General features: G+C 49.0%; 22 protein-coding genes. 15 read left to right on the plus strand and 7 right to left on the minus strand.

Annotated elements, in window-relative coordinates; translation table 11 throughout:
* Positions 1–97 precede the first annotated feature (97 nt).
* A complete protein-coding gene (locus ARCVE_RS05645; protein WP_013683805.1) occupies positions 98–553 on the plus strand; it encodes a hypothetical protein in 456 nt (151 codons plus the stop codon).
* Here the strand turns inward: ARCVE_RS05645 and ARCVE_RS05650 are convergent.
* A complete protein-coding gene (locus ARCVE_RS05650; RefSeq protein ID WP_013683806.1) occupies positions 550–2,181 on the minus strand; it encodes a DNA mismatch repair protein MutS in 1,632 nt (543 codons plus the stop codon). The two genes, ARCVE_RS05645 and ARCVE_RS05650, sit on opposite strands and share 4 nt — an antisense overlap.
* The gene (locus ARCVE_RS05655) at positions 2,178–3,449 is read right to left on the minus strand and encodes an amidohydrolase family protein (protein WP_013683807.1); all 1,272 of its coding nucleotides are present in this window, start codon (positions 3,447–3,449) and stop codon (positions 2,178–2,180) included. The genes ARCVE_RS05650 and ARCVE_RS05655 overlap by 4 nt, the downstream gene beginning before the upstream one ends.
* Positions 3,450–3,476: 27 nt before the next feature.
* Between ARCVE_RS05655 and ARCVE_RS11805 the strand changes: the two genes are divergently transcribed.
* On the plus strand, positions 3,477–3,674 hold the full coding sequence (locus ARCVE_RS11805) for an AzlD domain-containing protein (protein ID WP_083809326.1): 198 nt from the start codon (positions 3,477–3,479) through the stop codon (positions 3,672–3,674).
* A 471-nt stretch (positions 3,675–4,145) separates the two neighbouring features.
* Here ARCVE_RS11805 and ARCVE_RS05660 read toward each other — a convergent pair whose 3' ends face one another.
* Positions 4,146–4,634: a hypothetical protein gene (locus ARCVE_RS05660; RefSeq protein WP_013683808.1), complete on the minus strand. Its 489-nt coding sequence runs from the start codon at positions 4,632–4,634 to the stop codon at positions 4,146–4,148.
* A 695-nt stretch (positions 4,635–5,329) separates the two neighbouring features.
* Here ARCVE_RS05660 and pyrB point away from each other — a divergent pair.
* Both pyrB and pyrI read left to right on the plus strand, forming a co-directional pair.
* Positions 5,330–6,232 (plus strand): aspartate carbamoyltransferase, encoded by a 903-nt coding sequence (pyrB, locus tag ARCVE_RS05665; protein WP_013683809.1) that lies wholly within the window; start codon positions 5,330–5,332, stop codon positions 6,230–6,232.
* Complete coding sequence (gene pyrI / locus ARCVE_RS05670; protein WP_013683810.1) at positions 6,229–6,690, plus strand: aspartate carbamoyltransferase regulatory subunit; 462 nt, start codon at positions 6,229–6,231, stop codon at positions 6,688–6,690. Before pyrB ends, pyrI begins: the two co-directional genes overlap by 4 nt.
* Here pyrI and ARCVE_RS05675 read toward each other — a convergent pair.
* Both ARCVE_RS05675 and ARCVE_RS05680 read right to left on the minus strand, forming a co-directional pair.
* Positions 6,687–7,373 carry a KaiC domain-containing protein gene (locus ARCVE_RS05675; RefSeq protein ID WP_013683811.1) on the minus strand — a complete coding sequence of 229 codons (687 nt, stop codon included), beginning with the start codon at positions 7,371–7,373 and terminating at the stop codon, positions 6,687–6,689. The genes pyrI and ARCVE_RS05675 overlap by 4 nt on opposite strands.
* An 11-nt stretch (positions 7,374–7,384) precedes the next feature.
* Positions 7,385–8,203: an RAD55 family ATPase gene (locus tag ARCVE_RS05680; protein WP_048085702.1), complete on the minus strand. Its 819-nt coding sequence runs from the start codon at positions 8,201–8,203 to the stop codon at positions 7,385–7,387.
* A gap of 154 nt (positions 8,204–8,357) precedes the next feature.
* On the opposite strand from ARCVE_RS05680, the gene ARCVE_RS05685 reads away from it, so the two are divergent.
* The 10 genes from ARCVE_RS05685 (at position 8,358) to ARCVE_RS05730 (ending at position 19,365) form a co-directional block, all read left to right on the plus strand.
* A complete protein-coding gene (locus ARCVE_RS05685) occupies positions 8,358–9,506 on the plus strand; it encodes a geranylgeranyl reductase family protein (RefSeq protein WP_013683813.1) in 1,149 nt (382 codons plus the stop codon).
* A gap of 105 nt (positions 9,507–9,611) precedes the next feature.
* The gene (locus ARCVE_RS05690) at positions 9,612–10,298 is read left to right on the plus strand and encodes a DUF432 domain-containing protein (RefSeq protein ID WP_013683814.1); all 687 of its coding nucleotides are present in this window, start codon (positions 9,612–9,614) and stop codon (positions 10,296–10,298) included.
* Positions 10,299–11,150, plus strand: a complete 852-nt coding sequence (locus tag ARCVE_RS05695) for a mechanosensitive ion channel family protein (RefSeq protein WP_013683815.1) — start codon at positions 10,299–10,301, stop codon at positions 11,148–11,150.
* Positions 11,107–11,586 carry a hypothetical protein gene (locus ARCVE_RS05700; RefSeq protein WP_013683816.1) on the plus strand — a complete coding sequence of 160 codons (480 nt, stop codon included), beginning with the start codon at positions 11,107–11,109 and terminating at the stop codon, positions 11,584–11,586. The genes ARCVE_RS05695 and ARCVE_RS05700 overlap by 44 nt, the downstream gene beginning before the upstream one ends.
* 3 nt (positions 11,587–11,589) lie before the next feature.
* On the plus strand, positions 11,590–12,828 hold the full coding sequence (locus ARCVE_RS05705) for a M20 family metallo-hydrolase (RefSeq protein WP_013683817.1): 1,239 nt from the start codon (positions 11,590–11,592) through the stop codon (positions 12,826–12,828).
* A 171-nt stretch (positions 12,829–12,999) separates the two neighbouring features.
* Positions 13,000–15,552: a transglutaminase domain-containing protein gene (locus ARCVE_RS05710; RefSeq protein WP_013683818.1), complete on the plus strand. Its 2,553-nt coding sequence runs from the start codon at positions 13,000–13,002 to the stop codon at positions 15,550–15,552.
* Positions 15,553–15,637: 85 nt separating this feature from the next.
* Positions 15,638–16,507, plus strand: coding sequence for a hypothetical protein (locus tag ARCVE_RS05715; RefSeq protein WP_013683819.1), 870 nt, complete (start codon positions 15,638–15,640; stop codon positions 16,505–16,507).
* Between the two features lie 51 nt (positions 16,508–16,558).
* Complete coding sequence (locus ARCVE_RS05720) at positions 16,559–17,524, plus strand: AAA family ATPase (RefSeq protein ID WP_013683820.1); 966 nt, start codon at positions 16,559–16,561, stop codon at positions 17,522–17,524.
* A complete protein-coding gene (locus ARCVE_RS05725) occupies positions 17,521–18,702 on the plus strand; it encodes a DUF58 domain-containing protein (RefSeq protein WP_013683821.1) in 1,182 nt (393 codons plus the stop codon). The genes ARCVE_RS05720 and ARCVE_RS05725 overlap by 4 nt, the downstream gene beginning before the upstream one ends.
* 138 nt (positions 18,703–18,840) lie before the next feature.
* Complete coding sequence (locus tag ARCVE_RS05730; protein ID WP_013683823.1) at positions 18,841–19,365, plus strand: hypothetical protein; 525 nt, start codon at positions 18,841–18,843, stop codon at positions 19,363–19,365.
* On the opposite strand, the gene iorB is transcribed toward ARCVE_RS05730, so the two are convergent.
* Entirely contained in the window at positions 19,344–19,922 is a 579-nt protein-coding gene (gene iorB / locus ARCVE_RS05735) for an indolepyruvate ferredoxin oxidoreductase subunit beta (RefSeq protein WP_013683824.1), read from the minus strand. The genes ARCVE_RS05730 and iorB overlap by 22 nt on opposite strands.
* 83 nt (positions 19,923–20,005) lie before the next feature.
* On the opposite strand from iorB, the gene ARCVE_RS05740 reads away from it, so the two are divergent.
* Positions 20,006–20,161: a rubredoxin gene (locus tag ARCVE_RS05740; protein ID WP_013683825.1), complete on the plus strand. Its 156-nt coding sequence runs from the start codon at positions 20,006–20,008 to the stop codon at positions 20,159–20,161.
* Between the two features lie 39 nt (positions 20,162–20,200).
* On the opposite strand, the gene ARCVE_RS05745 is transcribed toward ARCVE_RS05740, so the two are convergent.
* Complete coding sequence (locus ARCVE_RS05745; protein ID WP_013683826.1) at positions 20,201–21,427, minus strand: VWA domain-containing protein; 1,227 nt, start codon at positions 21,425–21,427, stop codon at positions 20,201–20,203.
* Positions 21,428–21,441 lie beyond the last annotated feature (14 nt).

Below are 21,441 nucleotides of genomic sequence, written 5' to 3' on the forward strand. Positions count from 1 at the left end.
TACCTTCTGCACAGTCTTTTAAAATTCTTGCTATTCCCGGCACGGGAGGCTATGCTATTTTAAAAAAGCTTAAGTCCTGTCAGCGCAGCAGTACTGCATGGCCTTGTCATACAGAAATACGTATCTCGAGAAAGTTGGAGAACTCATGAAATACTGTATGGAACTCGCCAAGACTGTGGACGAGGCAATGGACGACATAAAGAGGGTTTCGAAAGACCTCAGGGATCCTGAAAGAGTTGCTGAGATTTTCAGAATGGACTCCGAGTATATTGTCCACGTATTCATGGCGGGCGGCATGACGGAGGAGGAGGCGGAGGACTGCCTGAAGAAGCTCAAGGTTTACGCGCTGAGCCAGCTTCAGGAGCACTACAACCTCGTGATTCAGCTTCTGAAGGACACCGAAAAGAAAGTCAGCGAGGCGATAGAGAAGACGATTGAGGAGATTCAGTTCGAACTGCCTGAATCGACGAAGGATGAAATTAAGTACAGCATAGAGAGGGCGAGGGAAGACATCGAAATTATTGCGAAGGAGATGCAGGGTTCTGGAGTTTAATCCCTGACACTCCTGCAAACCCTCTCGAGCACGTCCTTCTCCTCTCCTTTTGCTTTTCTGTAGAGCTTTTCGAGGATTAGCTCTGGCGTGCTCCTGCCGATTCTGCCGAATTTAGGTTGTCTGTCAACTATCAGGTTGAAGTTTTCGTCCAGCCCTTTCGCCTCTATTCCGTCAACCCTCGCGAACGGAAGCATCTCGCTCAATTCCTTGCCGAGGTGGGACACTATCACGACGTAGTGGTCCTTTTCATGCGCTATTCGCAGAAATTCGGCTATTATTCTGACTGCAGCCCCGGGCTCGGTAATTGCTTCGAACTCGTCAATAAGCACGAGCTTCCTTCCCTTTCCGAGCAGAGCCCTCGTAAAAGCCCTAACAGCACTCTCGAACGCTCCAGCTCCCTGAACTCCTCTCTTTCTCTTGAAAAAGAAAAGCTCGTCAACCACATCTGTCCACGCCATCTCGGCGTTCACGGGCAGCCCCATCTGGGCCATTATCTGCATCTGGGCGATGAGTTCGAGGAGCGATGTCTTGCCACCGCTGTTCGCCCCCGTGAGAATGGCTATTTTTCCGCTTGCAATCTCCGAATTACCGACAGCGTAGCTGACAGGCTGCGGATTGGGGATAAACAGGTGCTTGCCGTTAACGAAGGCTATGCAGTCTGAGAACTCAGGAAATACGAAACCGCTGCAGAATTCCTTAACAGCTCTCAGAAACTCAAGCTCGTAGGCCTTCTCGACCTCCCTGTTTATCTCGGGCAGAAGCCTGAATATTTTCTCTGCCACCGGCCTGCAGGCTTTATATAGCTCGATAATGGCCTCTTCCTCTATCTCAGCTTTTATTCTGTCAACGGCTACGGTGTTAACCTCGACGGGGTAGCTGCGGGAGAAGATTTCCGCATTGATGCCCGTAATTTCCTCGATCTTCCTCTCGCTTTCGATTACCTCTTCGGCGATAAAGCTCTCGAGTTCCTCGATTTCGGGGACTCTGCCCCTCATCAGTTCGAGGATTCTTTCCCCTTTAATCGTCACCTCAAGTTCCGAAATTTTCTCCTCTATCCTCCTGTTGAGCCTGAGCGCTTCCTCGGCAACAATTTCCTCAATCCTTCCCGCAAGCCTTGCCCTCTCCATGAGAGGTGCAATCTTCTCAACCTCGCTGAGAACTTCGGGAACGACGCTGCTCCCGAAGGCCTTCAGCATGAGGTCTGCGAGCGCCTTAAGGTTTTCGAGGTTCTCGTATACTGCCTTAACGTATATCTCGGGAGCTACGATTACCTCCAGCGCGGTATTTGACTTTTCATCCGTTTCCAGCTCGAAAAACTCTCTACCAATCCTGAGGCCCGGCTCTCCCGCGTCGATCTTGCAAAGGTTGAGCTTCGCAACCTTATCAATGTCCTCTTCTCTGACGAACAGAATTCTGTCGTTTAAGTACTCCTTCTTAACCTTCAGCGGCTTTATGTTCGCCGGGATGTCGTGGGGTGTGAAAGCTCTGAGCTTTTCTCGCATTCTTTCTATCTCTTCCCTGCTGCTTTTCGGCTTCAGCGGAAGCTTGGCTCCATCTAATCTCACCCTCGAATGGATTTCTCTGATTATCTGCCTGTAGATCTGGCCTGCATCTCCGCTGAGCCTCATGCTACCAGAAACTTATCTTTCAGCTTTTCAGCCTTATCTATTACCTTCTCTTCGTCCATCGTGAGAACCATGCCATCTTCGAGTATTAGCTCGCCGTCAACTATTACGTGGGTGACTTCGCAGCCGTAGCTCGCGTAAACCACGCTGTAGAGGGGGTTGTACGACGGCACGTAGTTGCACCTCTTTGCGTCAAGCATGATGATATCTGCAAGCATCCCTTCCTCTATCTTCCCGCCGTTCAGCCCGTAGGCTCTGTATCCGTTCCTCGTGGCCATAGTTAGAACATCGCTCGCCTTGAGCGCATCGGCTCTCCCGGTTGCGACTTTTTGAAGCAGTGAGGCGAGTTTTATCTCCTCGAAGAGGTTGTACGTGTTGTTGCTCGCCGCTCCATCTGTACCGAGGCAAACGTTCACACCGGCGTTCAGCATGTCCGTAACCCTCGCAATGCCTGCCGCAAGCTTCAGATTGCTCGCTGGGTTGTGAACGACGCTCACACCCCTTTCCTTCAGAATGGATATCTCGTCGTCTTCAACCCACACCCCGTGAGCCACTATGACTCTCTTTGATAGGAAGCCAATATCGTCGAGCAGTCTTACTGGTGTTTTTCCGTACCTCTTTTTGATATCCTCAAACTCCTGCCTCGTCTCAGCAACGTGTATGTGGATGAGCGTGTCGAGTTCCTCAGCCCTCTCCTTCACCTTCAGCAGAAACTCCGGCGAGCACGTGTACGGGGCGTGGGGGCCGAAGATGGCCTTGATTCTTCCGTTAAATGCTCCGTCCCAGTCTTTTACAAATTCAGTTCCTATTTTCAACTCTTTTTCTCCTTTCTCATCATCTCCACTTTCGATCATCCCGTAGCTCAGCACAGCCCTGATTCCCGTCTCTCCGACAGCTTTTGCAACTTCATCCATGTGGAAGTACATGTCAGCGAAAGCTGTCGTTCCGGACTTTATCATCTCGAGAATTCCGAGCATGGATCCCCAGTAAACATCTTCTTCGCTTAGCTTCGCTTCAACCTGCCAGACCCTGCTGAGCCAGTCCATGAGGGGCATGTCTTCAACGTACCCCCTCAGGAGTGTCATCGCGAGGTGGGTGTGGGCGTTGAACAGGCCGGGCATCACGAGCTTCCCGCCTGCATCGATCTCGAACTCACCCTTTACGTCTTCTTTTCCAACGTAAGCTATTCTGTTACCTTCAATACCAATGTTAGCTTCAATGAACTCGTTGTTGATAAAACAGAGGCCGTTGCTTATGCACAGGTCATACATGGCTGAAAATTTTTGTGGGGGGATATAATGTTTTGGTGTGGAAGGCTACGAGTTCTCCTGATAGTTGGGATGACTGCTGTAACATATATCCCGAGATTGCTACCCATGCTCGCCTCTGGACGTTTTGAATCTCTCAACTTCCTGAAATACTTGCCGGTGGCGATATTTACAAATGGATGGTCGTTTTCTAGAAAAACATCTATTATTTTTATTTTTAATTATTAAAATCACTATCGTTTGTTGCTATAAGTCTTGGCAAAAGCAAGAATATATGCATCGCTGGACAGTAAAGACTGCACTCGTTGTCTAAGAGAGAATCCCAAGGGATGGATTATTAGTTGACGTCTAACTCTCCTTACCAAAGAAGCTCTTCCAGTCTTAAATCTGTGCCCTCTAATCCGGAATTCCTCGTTGTCATCTCGCAGATCCGAGTAAGCCTCTATTAGTTACTGAACATTCAGCTTTCAAAGCATAAACACATCATGGGAATTTATTATCTTCCCCATCTCGTAGGCTTTTTTGTATATTTGATAAGGATATTGATAAACCAAGAATAAGAATGGGAAGAGAATCTACCCTCTCTTTAATTCTTGGGTAGTTGGTCAGCTACGCTGACAGCATTGTCAACTAAGTGAATAGGTTCCTATCAGGCTGTATATTCTGCAAAATGTCAGCCGATATAGTCGTTTACCAAATTTACTCGGCCCTTCCGTTAACTATGCTTCCCATTTTGCTGAGTCCGAAGATAACAGCGTACAGGCCCAATACTACTTCTATTATCCAGATTATCTTATTTGGTTCGTAGAAGTAAATCAGAGCTCCCTGCGCTGCTATGGCGATTACCGTTGTTACCAGCGTGAAAGCTATTAGCGTTGCGAAGCCAAAGATTTCCGCTACGTCTTTAATTTTAACTGATTTTAACATATTCATACTCATAATAATTGTTATTACAATTGGATGTTGATAACCTTTTTGGATTACGTTAAGATAATGATGGGGTACCGAGAATATGAAGCACTTCGATGAAGTTTTCAGCTCTGACATACCGAACTTAGCCTTCAGCAAATCCATTCTACCAGTCCTGTACTCTAAATCCTTCAAAATCTCGTCTCTAAACTTGGAATCTTCCAGCAGTGCTTTTTTCTGCCCTACTATCTCTATCTTAACCATCTCTTTCTTCTCCATTTATCCTGCCAATGATTTGCTTGATGAATGTGAAAATGCAACTATAATCAGACATATCGTCAGTAGAATTCTGACTCTATGTGTTTTTGTCTCTATTTTGTCTTTAATACTACTAAGCTTCTTATACTATTTCAGTCTTTGAGTAAGATAGTTCAGAATTTGGAGTTCTGATTGAGACATAGTGATCACAGAAGTAACTAAACGAGACAAATCATCGCGGCAACACCATAGCTAACAATCCATGCGTAGCCCAGTAATTCCAAACTCGAGCGTAGACTACTCCCTGTTCACGCAGGGAGCTTTGTAGGCTGTTTACGAGCCCCCAGCTATTAGGGAACTTCGCCCTAAGAGCTATGTTGCAGGATACGTTGAGTCTACGTTAAATGGTTTAGAATACCTGACACGATCCGGAGCGGAAGCTTTCCGCTCCACACATGGCATCTCTTAGATGTACCTCCACGAACTTGACAAGTATTCCTTACTAGTGAATTCAAATTCTCAATAGCAATCATGGCATTGTTTTGCTTGGCTACTTCAACGATCCTCCAGGAGACATTGTGAGCGATCCAGTCGTTTAACCAATGCAGACGGGAAGCCCCCGTCCGTCAGAGGTGATTCACAGATTTTCCCTTTTGGGCTTTTCCCACAACACTACGGGGCAAACTTATTATCACACTTACCAGACACTATAGGTGATGACGAGATTCAGGCATCTCATATCCATAGATGATTTGAGCAAAGACGACATTCTCTACATTCTCGATAAGGCCGAAGAGTTTGAAGAAATTGCCAGAGGTAAAACCAAGAGCAGAACTCTTGAAGGCAAGCTCCTCGCAAATCTGTTCTTCGAACCTTCAACCCGCACGAGGATGAGCTTTGAGGCGGCGATGAAGAGACTCGGGGGAGATGTCATCAACATGACTGCCCAGGAAGCAAGCAGCGTTGCTAAGGGAGAGACACTCGCTGACACAATTCGGGTGGTGGGGAAGTACGCCGACGCTATAGTCCTGCGCCATCCTCTTGAGGGCGCGGCACGATTCGCTGCCGAGCATTCGGAGGTGCCGGTTATAAACGCTGGTGATGGGGCCGGTCAGCACCCGACACAAACACTCCTCGACCTCTATACGATAAGGAAAGAATCGAGCCTCGATGAGCTTAAAATAGCCCTCATGGGCGACTTGAAGTACTCGCGAACCGTGCATTCTCTGATCAAAGCTCTGACATTATTCGACGCTGAGATCTACCTTGTGAGCCCGCCCTCACTTGCCCTTCCCGAGGAATTCCTGGAGGGTATTGGCGGAAAGATCACAACAGCAGAACTTGATGAGATACTTGAAGAGATAGACGTGCTCTATGTAACGAGGATTCAGAAGGAGCGATTCCCCGATGAGGAAGAATACCGGAAGGTTGCGGGCAGTTACAAGGTTGATGCTGAGACGCTGAAGAGGGCGAAGGATAGCCTGATAGTCATGCATCCGCTGCCGAGGGTTGACGAAATCGATGTCTCAGTCGATGCTACAAAGCACGCGAAGTACTTCCAGCAGGCCTTTTACGGTGTGCCTGTGAGAATGGCAATCCTGAGTGAGGTGATGTTATGAGCGAGCAGCTTGCCGTGAGCAAGATTAGAGACGGCACGGTCATTGACCACATCAATGCGGGCAAGGCGTTACTCGTTTTGAGAATCCTTGGAATTGGGAGTGGAAGCAGGGAGAGAGTTTTGATGGCGATGAACGTGCCCAGCAGGAAGATGGGAAAGAAGGACATAGTAAAGGTCGAGGGAAAATTCATAAGCGAGGAGGAACTTAACAGAATAGCCCTCATCGCTCCAGGAGCAACTATAAATCTTATAAGAGACTACGAAATCTACAAAAAATTCAACGTGTCTCTTCCGGAAGTCGTCGAAGGAATTCTCACGTGCCCTAACAGGAACTGCATAACCAACAGCAGAGAGCCCATAGTCAGGCGGTTCCACGTGAGCATGGCCGAAGATAACGTTGTGGCCAGATGCCACTACTGCGGGAGGAAGATAACAGAAGTGGATAAATTCGTCCTCTAAAATATCTCCTCCCTCTCGAAGACCTCTATTCCCTTCTCGGTTATATTGTAAGGCTTTGGTTTTCTTGAGTGCTTTACCCTCCTCATTTTCACAACCTCAATCCCGAGCTTTGGCTCTTCAAGCTGACTCTCCCTTATGTACTTGAGGCAGATGGCTCCGTCACATATGTATTCCAGCAGTCCGTATTTCGACGAAGTGGGATTGTTTTTGTCAGCCTCGCTCGTTATCACCGCAGTTATTCCCGCGGACTTCAAAATGTCTCGAAGGGCTGCCAGAGCTCTGTATCTCTCATTTTCGCTGAAAAGAGTCTCGAAGACGCTTATGGAGTCTATAAGTATTCGGCTGGCGTTCAGACTTTTTATAACCTCTGGTAGGTCGCTCTTTATCTTCCTGAGTGACTCCTTGATCTCTGCTGCCTCGAGCCTTGTGATTTCGAGGTTATCGCTGTATCGTTCCATGTCCATTCCAAAGCTGCTTGCATTTTCGAGTATGCTCTTTTCATCTTCATCGAAACTTATTATGATACATGTCTCGTCATTTTTCAGCCCCTCATAAATGAAGTGCAGACCGAGAGTAGTCTTTCCAGTTCCATAAGAGCCAATAACCGCAACGATGTGACCTTTCGGAATTCCACCGCCGAGCAGTCTGTCGAGGCCTTCAATTCCGGTAGGAAGAACATCCATACGAAATCACCTCACAATACCCTCACGAATCTTGAGATCGTGAACCCCTCCACCGGGTCAATTCTGACGCTGTACTTGGCGATTTTGTCCTTTTCGAGAAGTGGAAGAATTCCCACGAGCTTCCTTATGTACATCCACCTCGTTATTGCCTCTTTTTCGGTTTCCCACTCGAACACGAGCACACCATCGGCCTGGTCGAGAAGTTCCTCCTCGTAGCTCTTTTCAAGCATGTCCTTCGTGAGGAGGGAGAAAAGAAGAACGTTTTTCTTTACGCACAGCTTTCTGAGACCCTTTATAAAGTCCACGAGGTCGTTCCAGCTTATCCTCGACCTGGTAAGTCTTGCAAGGTCGCTCAGGCTATCCAGAAACACAAGGCTGCCCTCCTTAACATCATCGAAGACTCCGACGAGTTCCGTGAGAAGGTCTTTTTCGCTCTCCTTTAGCATCTTCAGACTCGGTCTTTTGTCGGTGACCCATGAGAGAGGAACGATACTCTTTCCAAAGTAAAGTTCGGTGAGGCTCTTTATCTTTATCGAATCGAGCACGTCCTCAAGCCTCGCATGGGGAAATGTCAGCTTGACGTCTCTGACGACCTCTCTGGGAGATGAAGATATGGATACGTACAGCACCTCGCTTGGATGCGCTCTATGCTCTCCGGCCTTTGCGTTCTTGCATACCGATGTGAGGGCGAACTCTCTACCTCCGGCTCCAACCTCTTCTATAAATAAAACCATGCCGGGATATAGCCCGCCACCAATCTGTTTATCAAAAAACTCGATTCCAGTAGGAATTTTTATTGTATCATCTGAACTGCTGTTAACACTCACCATACCACCTGCATAAATTTGATTATTTCTCTTAAAAAGGTTTTGAGGGCTGCGAAAGTGTCACGGGATTCGGGTGTCTAATTCCCCCAGATTTAATTAACCTGGTCGGCTTCTGGAAAGGGGCAAGCGTTTATATATCGCCTGCAGAGGTTCAGCGATGGACGTTGATGTTGCCGTTGCTGGCGTCGGTGTTGCCGGAGCATTCGCGCTGAGGTCACTCTCAAAGAAGCTCAGGGTTGTTGGCATAGACAAGAGGCAGAAACTTGGCTACCCGGTTGAATGCGGCGAGATCATACCAACGAAGAAGGAGATGAAAGAGCTCCTGCCCGACCTCGACGACTACTCTCTATTTGACATTCCAAAGAGATTCGAAAGCAACAGAACAAATGCCTTCAACTTCGTAATTCCGAATGGCAAAACCTACACGATAGACTTTGAAATGCATGTCCTTCGCAGGGACGAGTTTATACAGACGATAGCAGCGGAATCTGGGCATGAGCTTTTGCTCGGTAAGAGAGTTTCCGATTTCAGAAACGGAGAGCTTCAGCTTTCAAGTGGAGAGGTTGTCAGGCATAGGGTTCTCATCGCTTCCGATGGGGCTAACTCGAAGATTGCAAAGAAGCTGAACGTCTGGAAGTATGAGCTCGCGTCTGCAAAGCAGTACGTCATGAGCGGCGTTGAATGCGACGAGGATGTAGTTTACATGTACGTCGGAAACAAAATCGCTCCTGGCGGTTACGCGTGGATAATACCCAAGGGAGATGGAATAGCGAACGTGGGTGTTGGCATCAGGCAGAGTTTTCTCGGCAAGGGAGACAGCATTCACAGGGTTCTCGACAGGTTCGTTAAGGAATACCCGTACAGCTCCTGCTACCTTAAAAAAGCCGAAATCGTGGGCAAAATTGGAGCGGTTGCGCCCGTTGACAGACCTCTCGACAAAACGGTCTATGGAAATGTGCTGCTCGCTGGCGATTCTGCGAGCATGATTCTGAGCCACGTCGCTGCAGGAATACCAACGTCAATGATCGCTGGCGACATCGCTGGCAGGGTTATCAACGAGTATTTCGAGGGCGGGATGGAACTTGAAGAGTACGACAGGTTGTGGAGAAAGGCCATGATAGGAGCCATGGAGCGCAGCTACTTCATAAAGAGCCTCTGGGACAGGATTTCTGAGAACGATAGAAGACTTTCGAGGTACTTCGCGCTGATTAACAACAGAGACATGGGTTTAATTCTCAGGAGCAGGGTTCCTTTAAAGCTGAAGGTCGCTACTCCATTCATCCCTCTGCTGAATCTTGTGTTTTGATAAATTGAGAACACGTCACAATCAGTACTCCCACCCTGGCGCTTAAAATCTCACCATACAGAACACCCCAAATTTTTTATTCCACCTATTTTCATTTTCTACTGAATGATATATGGTAGTCACGAATACGGGTTCTCGTATTCCGGCGACGATCTTACTGTGGAATGTGGTGAAGTTTATCGCCGGATTTGCAGGGGAGATCATGTGGAGAAAATACTCTCCGGCGGAAAGAAGTTTATAATAAACCCCGTTGAACCTGTAAATCTCCCCAGAGAGGTTACCCATTACCTGTGCATTGATTTTAAGAAGCCTGTTTTGATAGAGTCTGGTGCCAGCATCACTGTCTTTGTGAAATTCCCGGTGGAAATCTGTGTTTTTGTTAATGGGAAGGGTGTCAGTCCCATAGACGTGTTCTCCCTTGTAACTCCAAAGTACACACTCTACGGCAATCCGAAGTCGGGCGTAATATGCAGGTGGTATGAGAGCGATGTATATACAGAAGTACCCGAAACGGATCCCCTCAGGGAGGGAATTATCTCGCTGAGGATTCACAACAGCAGTGACGACTGGGTAGAAGTAACGAAGGCTGTGTTTGACAGCTACGCCATGAAAATATACTACGGTGACATCGTTTCAATGGTTGCGGAGATGAAAGTCATCGGGAAACACGTGGCAGAAACGACCTTCATTGACCGCCCCCTCAGAGAGGGAATGAAGAAGTCGATAGAGCTGTACGTTGCAAGGAAGCTGCTGATTGAACGAAAGTCGTTCCTGATGGAGTGGGGGGTCTGAATGGAAGTCCTCAACTACATTGTTTACGGCGACGTCACCGTGGCAGACATCTTAGTCTTCACGGCAGTTGTAGTCCTGGCAGTTATATTCGCAAGGATCGTGAGACTGAACCTTAAAAAGACTCTCAGCGACAAAATGCCGAGAAACGAACTCGATATTCTGTTGAAAGTGGTTTACTACGGCATCATAACCACCGCGGTCATAGCCGTCCTACCACACCTCGGCGTAAATCTATCGGGTCTGCTCGTTGCTGGAGGAATCGTCGGTCTCGTCATAGGTTTTGCCAGCCAGAGTGTTGTATCTAACCTCGTCTCTGGACTCTTCGTCATGATCGAGAGACCGATAAAGATTGGGGACCAGGTAAACATCGACGGTGTCTCGGGCTTCGTGGAGGACATACACGTAATTTCAACAGTCGTAAGGACGTACGATGGGGTTTACGTCAGAATACCCAATGAGAAGGTGTTCACGTCCAACATTACGAACTACGTTGCAAACGTCGCAAGGAGATTCGAATACGTCGTGGGCATTCGCTATGCAGATGACGCGGAGAAAGCTATTGAAATAATCCGCAGAGTAATCGACGAGCATCCATTTGCACTTCGTAACCCGCCGCCACAGGTATTTGTCAATGAGCTTGCGGAGAGTAGTGTTAATATAGTCGTGAGGGTATGGGCACCCTCTGCTGTCTGGTTCGACGTTAAGACGGAACTGCTGTGGAGGATAAAAACGGCCCTCGAGGCCGAAGGAATTGAAATTCCATTCCCACAGAGGGTCATCTGGTTTGCAAACGCAGGAGGAGGTGTTGATGTTGAGTCTGGAAAAGATGTTCCTGCACGAGAAGACGGTTGAAATAATGCTGAAGATTCTTGAAGCCGAGGAAAAAGGTGAGAGTGCGTACCCCCTTGGAATATCGAAGGAAGTCGGTTCGCCATATAGCTACATCTCCAAGGTTTTGAGCGAGTTTGAGGAAAACGCTCTGATTGAAAGCGAGTTCAAGGGAAGGATCAGAGTCGTGAGCTTTACCGAAGATGGAAGAAAAATTGCTGAGATGCTGAGAGATTTAAAAAATGAGCTGAACAAGGACTTTGTTTCGAGGAAGAAGCTGTCAATTCTGCGAAGAGTTGTGGAAGAGGTAGAGGAAAACGCGAAAGGCGAAGACACGTTCAAGGTTCTTGCACCGGTAAAGGCCGAACTCGAAGTACTGAAGAAGGAGGTTAGAGATGACGACACGCGGAGGATGATAGACGAGCTGAGAGAGAAGGTCGAGAAGCTCATGGCGGGATAGCGCATGAGTGAGAACGGAATTGATGAAATGCGCGTGTCTGAAATACTCGAGAGAGTTGAATCCTACCGGGATTTGATGGTGAAAACCCTTTGCGACCTCATTAGAATTAAAGCCATAAGTCCGGACAGCGGGGGGGAAGGAGAGTTCGATAAGGCAGAGTACCTGATGAATTTGCTCGACTGCTTTGAGGTGGAGAGGTTTGACGCCCCGGACAGCAGGGCGAAGGGTGGCATCAGGCCAAACATCGTCGCAAGGCTCGAGGGAAGGAGAAAGAGGACGATATGGATTGTCACACACATTGACGTCGTGCCGGAAGGTGATGTAAGGCTGTGGCACACACCCCCCTTCGAGCCCGTAGTGAAGGACGGAAGGATTTACGGCAGGGGGAGCGAGGACAACGGCCAGCCTCTTGTTTCATCCTTATTTGCCGCTAAGGCAATTGCAGACTCTGGAATAAAGCCAGAATACACTCTCTGCCTCGCCTTCGTGAGCGACGAAGAAACCGGTAGCAGATACGGAATACAGCATCTCCTCGAACAGGACTTATTTGGCAGGAACGACATGTTTGTCGTGCCGGACGCGGGAAGCAGCGATGGAAGCATGATAGAGATTGCAGAGAAGAGTATTCTCTGGCTGAAGTTCGTGGTTCACGGCAGGCAGGCACACGCGAGCATGCCCCACATAGCTGTTAATGCGTCCAGAGAAGCCATGAGGTTTATCATAGACCTTGATGAAGAGCTTCACAGGAGGTTTGATGGGAGAAACGACCTGTTTCAGCCCCCTCATTCGACCTTTGAACCAACGAAGAGGGAGGCGAACGTTGACAACGTAAATACGATTCCTGGCCTCGATGTGAGCTACATGGACTGTCGAATTCTTCCGGAGTACGATATTAACGACGTTCTTGCTGTCGTTGAAGATGTGAGGAGGAAGCATGAAGAACGCGGAAACGGGAAGATTGAGGTGGAGGTAGTCCAGAAGGAGTCGTCTCCGCCAACGCCAGAAGACAGCGAGGTTGTAAAGTTGCTTTCAAAGGCCATTGAGCTTGCGAGAGGTGTGAAGCCGGCGGTTTTCGGAATAGGAGGTAACACCTGTGCGGCCTTTTTTAGAAAGGCTGGTTATCCAACAGCCGTGTGGAGCACCGTTGACGGCGTTGCTCACCAGCCCAACGAATACGCGGTTATAGAAAATATGGTTGCCGACGCGAAGGTGTTTGCATTGATGCCCTTTCTGAAGGTTTGATTAATTCTTCTTTTGGTATTCTCTTTACCTCGTATTATTATGTTGCCGTGGGAGTTGTTCCGCCACACCCACCGGCGATGTACACACCCCCCATGCCGCTGTTTTGCAGGAATTGCCGGAAACGAAGGAAAAAATTAATAGTTTGGCGGGCAATTTACCTTCGGCGGGAAGATGAGGGATGAACTGCTCAGACTTGGCGGGTTACTCCTTTTCATCGCAGCAGTTTCAATCTTAATTGGCTTCATCTCATCCCTTGACTTCAGCAATACCGGCCTTGCTGGCTTCATTGGAGGAGGGCCTCACGAGGGGGAGGGTGTTCCCGTAGTACCCATCCCGTCATCGTTCTCCGATGCGAAGCTCTGCAACCTCAGCGCAACGAGCAATCCACCATCGACACCCGTTTTCTTCGTTGAGGGTCTTAACTCTTACACCAATCATCTCCGGCTTTTTACGGCAAAAGACTACGTAAACGGGGTCTGGGTTGAAGAAGAAGTGGACTACGACGACCCGATGGATAGAGGAGGTGAGCACGTAACGAGGTACAGGGTTACGCCCATAATTCCCTTCGAGCGTCACATACCCGTAGCCAAGGATACGTTCTTCGTTACTGCAAAGGCAGGCTACAGCAAGAAGACATCAACGTACCTTGTGGACAACTTCTCGACTCCATACACAGCATTCTCATCCGCATATCTCCCAAAGGCTGAGAAGGCTACAAACGATGCTGAATACCTCGAGCTGAGTTGCGAAGAGGTGGAAAAGATAAGGGAGCTGGCGTTGAAGGTGACAGAAGGCGCTGAGAACGACTACGAGAAGGCAAAGATGATCGAGGAGTTTTTGAAGAATAATTACGAATACGGCTTTACAACCTACGGCAGCAAACCCCTCTACGAGTTCCTGTTTGTCAAGAAGAAGGGAATATGCAAGCACTTCGCAACGGCCTTCGTCATGATGTGCCGCTCGGTCGGAATTCCCGCAAGGGCAGTCTTTGGCTATCTCGCCAAGCCGGTGGAGTACAACCAGACTGTTCTTGCGTCTCAGGCCCATGCATGGGCGGAGGCAAAGTTCGAGAATGGCTGGGTTGAGTTCGATCCGACGCCAGCACCAAAGCGAATCAGGACCGTGACGGAGATAACGTATGCGGACCCCGTTGTAAGACAGGGGGAGAATCTAACAGTTAGGGGTGTCGTTAAAGCTGAATCCGGCGTACCCTCCGGTTACGTGGAGATTTACATAAAGAGGGACAAGAACGAGGATGGAAAACTCCTCACCCTCGTTCCCGTGGAAAATGGAATGTTTAACGCAACAGTTAAGGTGAACACCACCGGGGAGTACCACATAGTCGCCCACTACCTCGGCAGCATGCTCTTCAGCTCGTCCTGGAGTGATCCAGTAGTCAAGATTTACGGTGTGCCGGAGATAAGGGTCAATCTCTCCGATAGGGTTGCTGCTGGCAGGTGTTTAATCTCGGGAAGTGTCTTTACTGATAAACCGCTGAATGGAACGGTGGAGCTTTACGTTGACGGAAAGAAGTATGAGAAATCGTTTAACGGAAACTTTGAGTTCGTGGTTGAGCTTTCAGAGGGCAAGCACAGAATCAGAATTTACTATCCTGGCTCAGAGCAAGACTATATACTGCCAGCGAGCTATGAAAAGGTTGTTGAAGCCGGGAAGGTTGAAATCTTCGTAGATAACACCACTGCCGTTTCGGGCTATGCGTGGATTGCAAATGCGAGCGTGTACTTCAACGGAGAGCCGGTTAAAACACTCATGGTGTTCAGCAGCCCATTTTTCAATTTCTCGGCTGTAGGTGAGAGAATCGAGATAAGGCAGCCAGTACCTGATATTGAGCCATCAAAAATCAACGTTACGTGTTATTTGCCTGAATTCGGTTACAGACAAAACATCGAACTCAGAGTTAAGGAAACAACGCGGATACACGTGGAAGCGAAAGGCAACACCATAACTGCAAGGCTGACTGACTCAAGGGGGAACCCCGTCGAAGGGGTGCTCTATATTGACGGTAAGGAGGTTTTTGCGTCTGACGGCATTGCAAGACTGAGCTTCGAAAGAATGCCCGACAGGATTGAGGTAATATTTCCAGGAAACGACCTTTACATGCCCTCGAAGGCTAAATGGGAAAAACCATTCCCCTTCTGGTTGCTCCTCCTGCCTCTCCCCGCCGTGGTCTTCTTCGTCCTCAGGATGAGAGGAGGAGATACGATACGCTTCGAGTACGAGGAGCCCTGCATCTGGATGCCTAGCGACGAGGTGGAGATTATTGTCAGGACGGATGATAGAAAGGGTAAGAAAAGCGGAAAGGGAATAATCAGGCTAATGCTCGACGGAGAAGGGGTAGGCTTCTCGGAGAACGGGCTGGTGTTTAAAGCTACGTTTCCTGAAGAGGGGGAACACGTGCTCGTTGCCGAAAGGCTTGAAGGAACGAAGGTAAAGGAGAGGAAGGAATTCAGGTTCAAAATCCTCGATTACAGAAGAGCTATAGCTGAGGTATTCGGAGAACTCGTGAAAGATGTGGAAAAGAAAAAGGGTGTTAGCCTCAAAAACGCAACCGCAAGAGAGGTCTTGAGTATGCTTGGTGTCGAGGATAGAGGGATACTCTCGTTCTTTGAGCCGGTGAGGTACGGGAGGAAGGGAGGAGGCAGGAAAGAACTCGTCGAATTCTACAGGCTCTGCAAGGAGGTGAAGAAACACGTCGGCAGTTAGCGCTGCAACCCTGACGATAATCTTTGCAACCCTGTACTACGTTCTGACTCACCAGTCCCTGTACTTCGGTAAAGAGTTGATTGCAGTGGATACCGGCAGTATTGCAGCAATATACGCGCTCCTGCTGACGTACACGCTGCTTGGTGGCAGGCTGAAGGTTCTGAGACCATTTCCTCTCGCCGTAGCACTTTACCTGATTGCCGACACGATAATCTTCAATCTCTCCCAGTACTACCCTGTTGTAATCCCTACACACTACCTGCTTCTGCTGTTAATTTCTGTAGCCATAATAACAGCGGACCTGCCAAAGAAACACTTCACAACATCTGCAGGCTTTGCCCTCGCAGCTTTTTCGGCCTACATGATCCTGAAGCCGTTCAATTCTGAAATCGCCTTGTTTACTCTTGCACTTCTCGCCTTCCTGTCGATTTCATACCTCGCCTCGGGCTTTGAAGGCAGCATCGCAAAAGGCGTTGCAGCAGCAAGAATCTACGCTTTGTTTGCCTTCGCTGCCATGGCCCTGATCAACTTCGCCAAACCATACCTGAAGGGCGGTCTTGCAGACTTTGCGGAATGGCTCGTCGTTGCAGCACTGGCACTGGCTGTTGTAAAAAACGTTAAGCTCGATGTTGACACAGCAAAGCTTGAGGAGCACAGGCAGAGGGTTCTCGCTAAGAGCGATGAGCTTGCAGATTCAATTGATTCGGCTGCAAAGAACTTTATCGAGTTGGGAGATAAAGCCGGACTGATTGCCTACGTTTCGAAGGCTCTTTTCGATGCCGGTTACAGCGAAGAGAGGGTTGCAGATGTCATTGCCCTTATTGCGGCCCACGAAGACGAGAAAGTTCCGAAGTTCTCCTTTGGCTGGGAGAGAAAGCTTATCGAGAGTAGGAACAGAAAAAGGAGAGAGAAAATACTCAATGAGGTTATGTTCAGGCTCAAGGAGCTGAAATAATGGATGTGGTGAATAGTATCAGGTTGTTGGGATTACGGATGGGGGATTGAAATGGAGATGAATATGACGGAATTCGGGAGGATATGCGACAGGATCGTCAAATCAGTGTGCAGCGTGTACGTTGGAAAGGAAGAACTCGTTCAGAAGATGCTCGCAGCCTGTCTGAGCAACGGGAATGTTTTGTTTGAAGATTATCCGGGACTCGGTAAAACGCTGCTCGCAAAGGTGTTCGCGAGAACCATAGGGGCGGACTACAACAGAATTCAGTTCACTCCGGATTTGCTGCCAGCGGACATAACCGGGACGAAGGTCTTCAGGGAAGGGAGGTTTGAACTCGTAAAGGGGCCGATATTCACCAATGTCCTGCTTGCGGACGAAATAAACCGTAGCCCCCCGAAAACGCAGGCTGCGTTGCTGGAGGCGATGGAAGAGAGGCAGGTAACGATAGAAGGGGAAACTCACGTCCTCAGCCTTCCGTTCTTCGTAATCGCAACGCAGAATCCCATAGAGCAGGAGGGAACGTATCCTTTACCCGAAGCGCAGCTTGACAGGTTCATGCTCAGACTCAGCCCGGGCTATCCGGAGACTGTGGAGGAGGAAGTGGAAATCCTGAGGAGGAGAATCGAGTGGAGGAAAGATGACCCGACCGACGATGTTAGGGCTGTTGTAAGCCTTTCTGAATTCAGAGCAATGCAGGAGTTCGTTGAAAGCGTTCATGTAAGCGATAGTGTTATGCGCTACATAGCGAACCTCGTGAGGGCGACGAGGAAGCATGAGGCCGTGGAAGTTGGCTCCAGTCCGAGGGGTGCACTTGCTTTACTCAAAGCATCGAGAGCTCTCGCTGCAATGGATGGCAGAGATTACGTAATCCCCGACGACGTAAAGGCTATTGCGATTGAGGCACTGTCACATAGGATAATTCTGAAGATAGAGAGGGCTGTCGAGGGCTTCGAAGCAGAGGAGGTCGTTCGAGACGTTCTGAAGGAGGTTGAGGTGCCGAAGGGGTCCGAAGAATGAGAAAATCTTCGGCCAACCTCATCAGGACATCGCTTCTCCTCCTCGCTCTGGGAATCCTGCTCACTTCGAAGACTCTTCTGTCTCTCTCCATAATTCCTCTCATCTTCCTTGCAATCCCCTTTGGTGTGCGGTTGAGGGTTTTAAGTGCTGAATGCGACGAGCAGACATTTGTAGGAGACACCTTCGCCGTGACAATCAGTGTAGAGGCGAGAGGCTTCGGTGTCGTGAGGGTTAGACACACTCTTCCTGAGCACTTCGAGCTATTTGAAGGCTCAAACGTTCTGGAGGACTTTGTCGTGGGAAGGAAAGTAATGAGGATTTCGTACAGGGCTACTGCAACGAGAAGGGGAGTTTACAGACTCGACAAACTTGAATACGAGGTGGAAAGCCCCCTTCTAACGTTCGTAAAGCGGGGGGAAGTAGAAATCGACGTCGGCGTGGAGGTTAAACACAGAGTGCCGAAAATAAAGAAGATAGGGACAATAAGAGGGAAGGCGAAGTCTCCAATACCAGACATCGACATCGCACGGATAGGCGTTCCGGGAACGGATTTCAGGGAGATAAGGGAGTACATGCCGGGCGATGCGCTCAAGTTCGTGAACTGGAAGGCGAGTGCGAGAAGGGGAAAGCTGATGGTCAACCAGTACGAAGTTGAGGGGAAGAAGGCAGTGTGGATTTTCGTCGACGCAAATCCATACATGCTTCACGGAACTACAGTCAGAAACTACCTTGAAGCAGCAATAGAGGTTGCAAACGCCATGGCTTACTACTACGCGTCGAGGAGTCACAAGGTTGGACTGTACGTTGTGGGCGAGCGGAGAACAATCTACCCGGATGTTGGAGGCAGGCAGTTCAGGAGGATAAGCCGGGCCCTCCTAGAAATCGAAGGAGGTGTTGAGGCAATCGATGAAGCCATAGAAGCATGCAAGAAGTTCATTTTGCTGTACAAACCCCTCGTTATTCTCATAACGCGAGTAGAGAGGTCGAGACCAGAGAAGCTCCTCAGACTTTACAGGATTGTGCCGGTGCAGGTAATTACCCTCAAAGGCCTTGAAACGGGCTTCTCCGGTACGGTGCTAAGTGCTGTCAGGAGAAGTTACGTTTACAGGCTGAGAGCCTGCGGAAGCTGTGTGGAGCTCGACGTAAACAGGCCTGTCAGCAGCTTATTTATAGTTTGAAGTGTAAAAATAATACGGTGGAGGGTATGTGCAAAGAGGAGAAAAAGAAAAAGTACTACTATGAAGGTGAAGAGGTAAAGGCCGAGAAGAAGAAAAGGTATTACTACGAGGGTGAGGAAACGAAAGCAGAGAAGTAGCATGAATGGCACGAAATTACCCAACCTGCTTATCGCAGAACTGGCATTTTTTATTTCCTGGATGGCTTATTCATCCTCTTCGCTTTCCGCTTTTTTTAGCCCGGTATATCTTTTACCTCTTGCTGCAATCCCTCTGATCCGCCTGAGAAAGGGAAACCCGTTCAGCTTCGACTTCTTTGCAGTTCTCCTTGCCATGCATTCTGCGTATCTTCTGCCGGGAACAGAGGTCTTCAACTCTGCCCTCGACGCCCTGTACGTCTTAGGGTATAAGGGCCTGTCAGAGTACATCTACTCTGCCTTTCCTCCGGCCAGTTCACAATCGCTACCAATCGTAGTTCTGCTCTTCTGTCTCTCCCAGCTATCAGAGGAAGCAAAGCCACAACAGCTTGCAATAGCCTCTGCGATATCTCTCATCGCTTTTATCGCATATCCCCACGTAGTCGTGGCACTCAATGCTGAATTCGTTGTTGCTATGGCTGCCGTTGGGATTGCTGCCATTGCCGTTTACGCCTTCAAGGCATCATAGCCGGCTTTCAAGGCTTTCAGGTTTACCTCGTGGAGTTTTGGCGGAAGAGTCTCAATCAGGGCTTTTTCAACAGCATCATAGTTCAGCGAGGTTATCTTACTCAGAGCTCCGAGCACGACAACGTTGGTTGCCTGAGGACTTCCTGCCTCTTCCGCAAGTTCTGTGGCGTTGATGAAGTGGACACTTTTAAGGTAGGAGAGTTTTTCGGAAATTGTATCGAGGGATGGGTATTCTGCATCACCCCTGCTAACCGAGAGAGGGATTATTGGCTTCGTGTTGACTATTGCAACTGTCTTTTCGCTGCAGTAGTGCGTGTATCTGAGCGCTTCCACCGGTTCGAGAGCAACCATCACGTCTGCGCTGCCGTACGGTATCAGAGGGGATTTAACGTCCCCGAACCTTACGTGAACTTCAACGCTTCCCCCCCTCTGTGCCATTCCGTGAGTTTCGGCAGTCAGGACGTTAATACCTGAGTTCATAGCTGCTCTTGCGAGAATTGCTGCTGACGTGAGAATGCCCTGCCCTCCAACGCCAACAAGGAGCACATCAAGCCTCATAACTCTCGGCCTACGTCCGAATAGATAACCCTTTGCCTATGCTGCAGGAAAAGTATATCAATTTCCGTGGAGCATATCCCGTTATGAAGTACCAGTGCACAGTTTGCGGATACGTGTACGACGAGGATGAGGGAGATCCAGAGAGTGGAATCCCACCCACTAAATGGGAAGATCTGCCTGAAAACTGGACATGCCCGGTGTGCGGGGCCGATAAGAGCGAGTTTGAACTTCTTGGGTGAGAATACTGAGTTGGTTATATGCCTATCTTCAACCTTTGATTATCTCAAATAACTCCTCACAAGGAACGTTTTGAGGTCGAGAGGATTGGGGAAAAACAGCACGTTTGATTTCTTAACTGCTCTCGCCATTCTGTTGCACAGGCTGAGAAAGCGATGCTCCTTGCCGAACATCACTATAGTCAGCCTCGCATCTACCTGTCTCAGATTTTCGGCTTCCTTCATGGCACACGCCCATGGAGTCATGTAGGGGCTGTAGCTCGCCGTCGGCTCACCGTCGGTTATCAGAAAAACGACTCCACTCCCCCTTCGCTCCCTCAGTATCTCCCTTGCCCTCTTTAACGCGAGTCCTATGTCTGTTCTACCTCTTGCGTTGAGGTTGAGAATCTCCCCTTCGGCAATCCTCCTGACTCTGTGGTTGAACGCAATAACGTGGAGCTCGTCGTGAGATTTGGACTTAATTGCTCTCTTTAGCGCGAGAGCAGCTTCAATAGCTCCAATTATCTTTCTGCCCCTCATGGAGTCGCTCACATCAATCAGCATAACGTAAACACATCTTTCTGCGTGTTTCGTCTGCCTGACGACCATGTCTTTCTCGTCGATACTGATCTCTCCATCCCTTGCTCGAATTGCAGCATTCACGAGCGTCTCCTGAATGTCGAGCATGTCGAAGGTGTGCATGTATTCGTCGTAACTTTCCAGCTCGCTATCGGCAAAAATTGAAATCCCCTTTTTCTCGGATTCGTGCTCACCGTAGTCCTTCTTACCGAGCCTCTGGAGGGCGAGGCGAAGAACTTTTTCACCCATAATCCTTTCTGCCTGCGCGTTGAATACTATACTCTTTCTATGTGTCTTGCTCACGACGCCGTCGATGTAACCTTCTTTGGTGAGTTCCTCAATCACCTCCTCGTAGAAGTAGTCAACGAGGTCGCTGGCGCTGATTTCACTCCTGCCTATTTCTCCGCTGATGAGCTTTTCCCTTATTTCCTGCCAGGCCTTTTTTCTTGCCTCTCTGTACTCCTCGAGCTTGCTTGCCCAGGCGGGATTTATGTAGCCAAAGCTCTTCATCAGGTCGTTGAAGAGATGGGTGAACATCTCGTACTGCTCCCTAAGCTCATCGCTGAGGTACTTTTTTATGAATTCTCCTGGGTTTACATTGCCCCGCTCGACGTGAAACGGGTTGAACAGAGCGTAAAGAAGTTCGGCGGCAAGCTTTGGATCGAACTTCTCCTCCTCATCACAAATCCGGCACTCGGGTTTTTCCATCATTTTAAGTTCTCACC

Origin of the sequence: Archaeoglobus veneficus SNP6 (assembly GCF_000194625.1) — an archaeon.
Taxonomy (GTDB): Archaea; Halobacteriota; Archaeoglobi; order Archaeoglobales; family Archaeoglobaceae; genus Archaeoglobus_C; species Archaeoglobus_C veneficus.

Bases quoted from the DNA above. Each gene is read 5' to 3' on its own strand.
- ARCVE_RS05705 (WP_013683817.1), top strand. From the start codon at position 11,590: ATGAGTGAGAACGGAATTGATGAAATGCGCGTGTCTGAAATACTCGAG.
- iorB (WP_013683824.1), bottom strand. From the start codon at position 19,922: ATGAGGCTTGATGTGCTCCTTGTTGGCGTTGGAGGGCAGGGCATTCTC.
- pyrB (WP_013683809.1), top strand. From the start codon at position 5,330: ATGACGAGATTCAGGCATCTCATATCCATAGATGATTTGAGCAAAGAC.
- ARCVE_RS05745 (WP_013683826.1), bottom strand. From the start codon at position 21,427: ATGATGGAAAAACCCGAGTGCCGGATTTGTGATGAGGAGGAGAAGTTC.
- ARCVE_RS05725 (WP_013683821.1), top strand. From the start codon at position 17,521: ATGAGAAAATCTTCGGCCAACCTCATCAGGACATCGCTTCTCCTCCTC.
- pyrI (WP_013683810.1), top strand. From the start codon at position 6,229: ATGAGCGAGCAGCTTGCCGTGAGCAAGATTAGAGACGGCACGGTCATT.
- ARCVE_RS05710 (WP_013683818.1), top strand. From the start codon at position 13,000: ATGAGGGATGAACTGCTCAGACTTGGCGGGTTACTCCTTTTCATCGCA.
- ARCVE_RS05645 (WP_013683805.1), top strand. From the start codon at position 98: ATGGCCTTGTCATACAGAAATACGTATCTCGAGAAAGTTGGAGAACTC.
- ARCVE_RS05650 (WP_013683806.1), bottom strand. From the start codon at position 2,181: ATGAGGCTCAGCGGAGATGCAGGCCAGATCTACAGGCAGATAATCAGA.
- ARCVE_RS05720 (WP_013683820.1), top strand. From the start codon at position 16,559: ATGGAGATGAATATGACGGAATTCGGGAGGATATGCGACAGGATCGTC.
- ARCVE_RS05675 (WP_013683811.1), bottom strand. From the start codon at position 7,373: ATGGATGTTCTTCCTACCGGAATTGAAGGCCTCGACAGACTGCTCGGC.
- ARCVE_RS05700 (WP_013683816.1), top strand. From the start codon at position 11,107: ATGTTGAGTCTGGAAAAGATGTTCCTGCACGAGAAGACGGTTGAAATA.
- ARCVE_RS05695 (WP_013683815.1), top strand. From the start codon at position 10,299: ATGGAAGTCCTCAACTACATTGTTTACGGCGACGTCACCGTGGCAGAC.
- ARCVE_RS05660 (WP_013683808.1), bottom strand. From the start codon at position 4,634: ATGGAGAAGAAAGAGATGGTTAAGATAGAGATAGTAGGGCAGAAAAAA.
- ARCVE_RS05740 (WP_013683825.1), top strand. From the start codon at position 20,006: ATGAAGTACCAGTGCACAGTTTGCGGATACGTGTACGACGAGGATGAG.
- ARCVE_RS05680 (WP_048085702.1), bottom strand. From the start codon at position 8,203: ATGGTGAGTGTTAACAGCAGTTCAGATGATACAATAAAAATTCCTACT.
- ARCVE_RS11805 (WP_083809326.1), top strand. From the start codon at position 3,477: ATGTTTTGGTGTGGAAGGCTACGAGTTCTCCTGATAGTTGGGATGACT.
- ARCVE_RS05655 (WP_013683807.1), bottom strand. From the start codon at position 3,449: ATGTATGACCTGTGCATAAGCAACGGCCTCTGTTTTATCAACAACGAG.
- ARCVE_RS05690 (WP_013683814.1), top strand. From the start codon at position 9,612: ATGATATATGGTAGTCACGAATACGGGTTCTCGTATTCCGGCGACGAT.
- ARCVE_RS05685 (WP_013683813.1), top strand. From the start codon at position 8,358: ATGGACGTTGATGTTGCCGTTGCTGGCGTCGGTGTTGCCGGAGCATTC.
- ARCVE_RS05730 (WP_013683823.1), top strand. From the start codon at position 18,841: ATGAATGGCACGAAATTACCCAACCTGCTTATCGCAGAACTGGCATTT.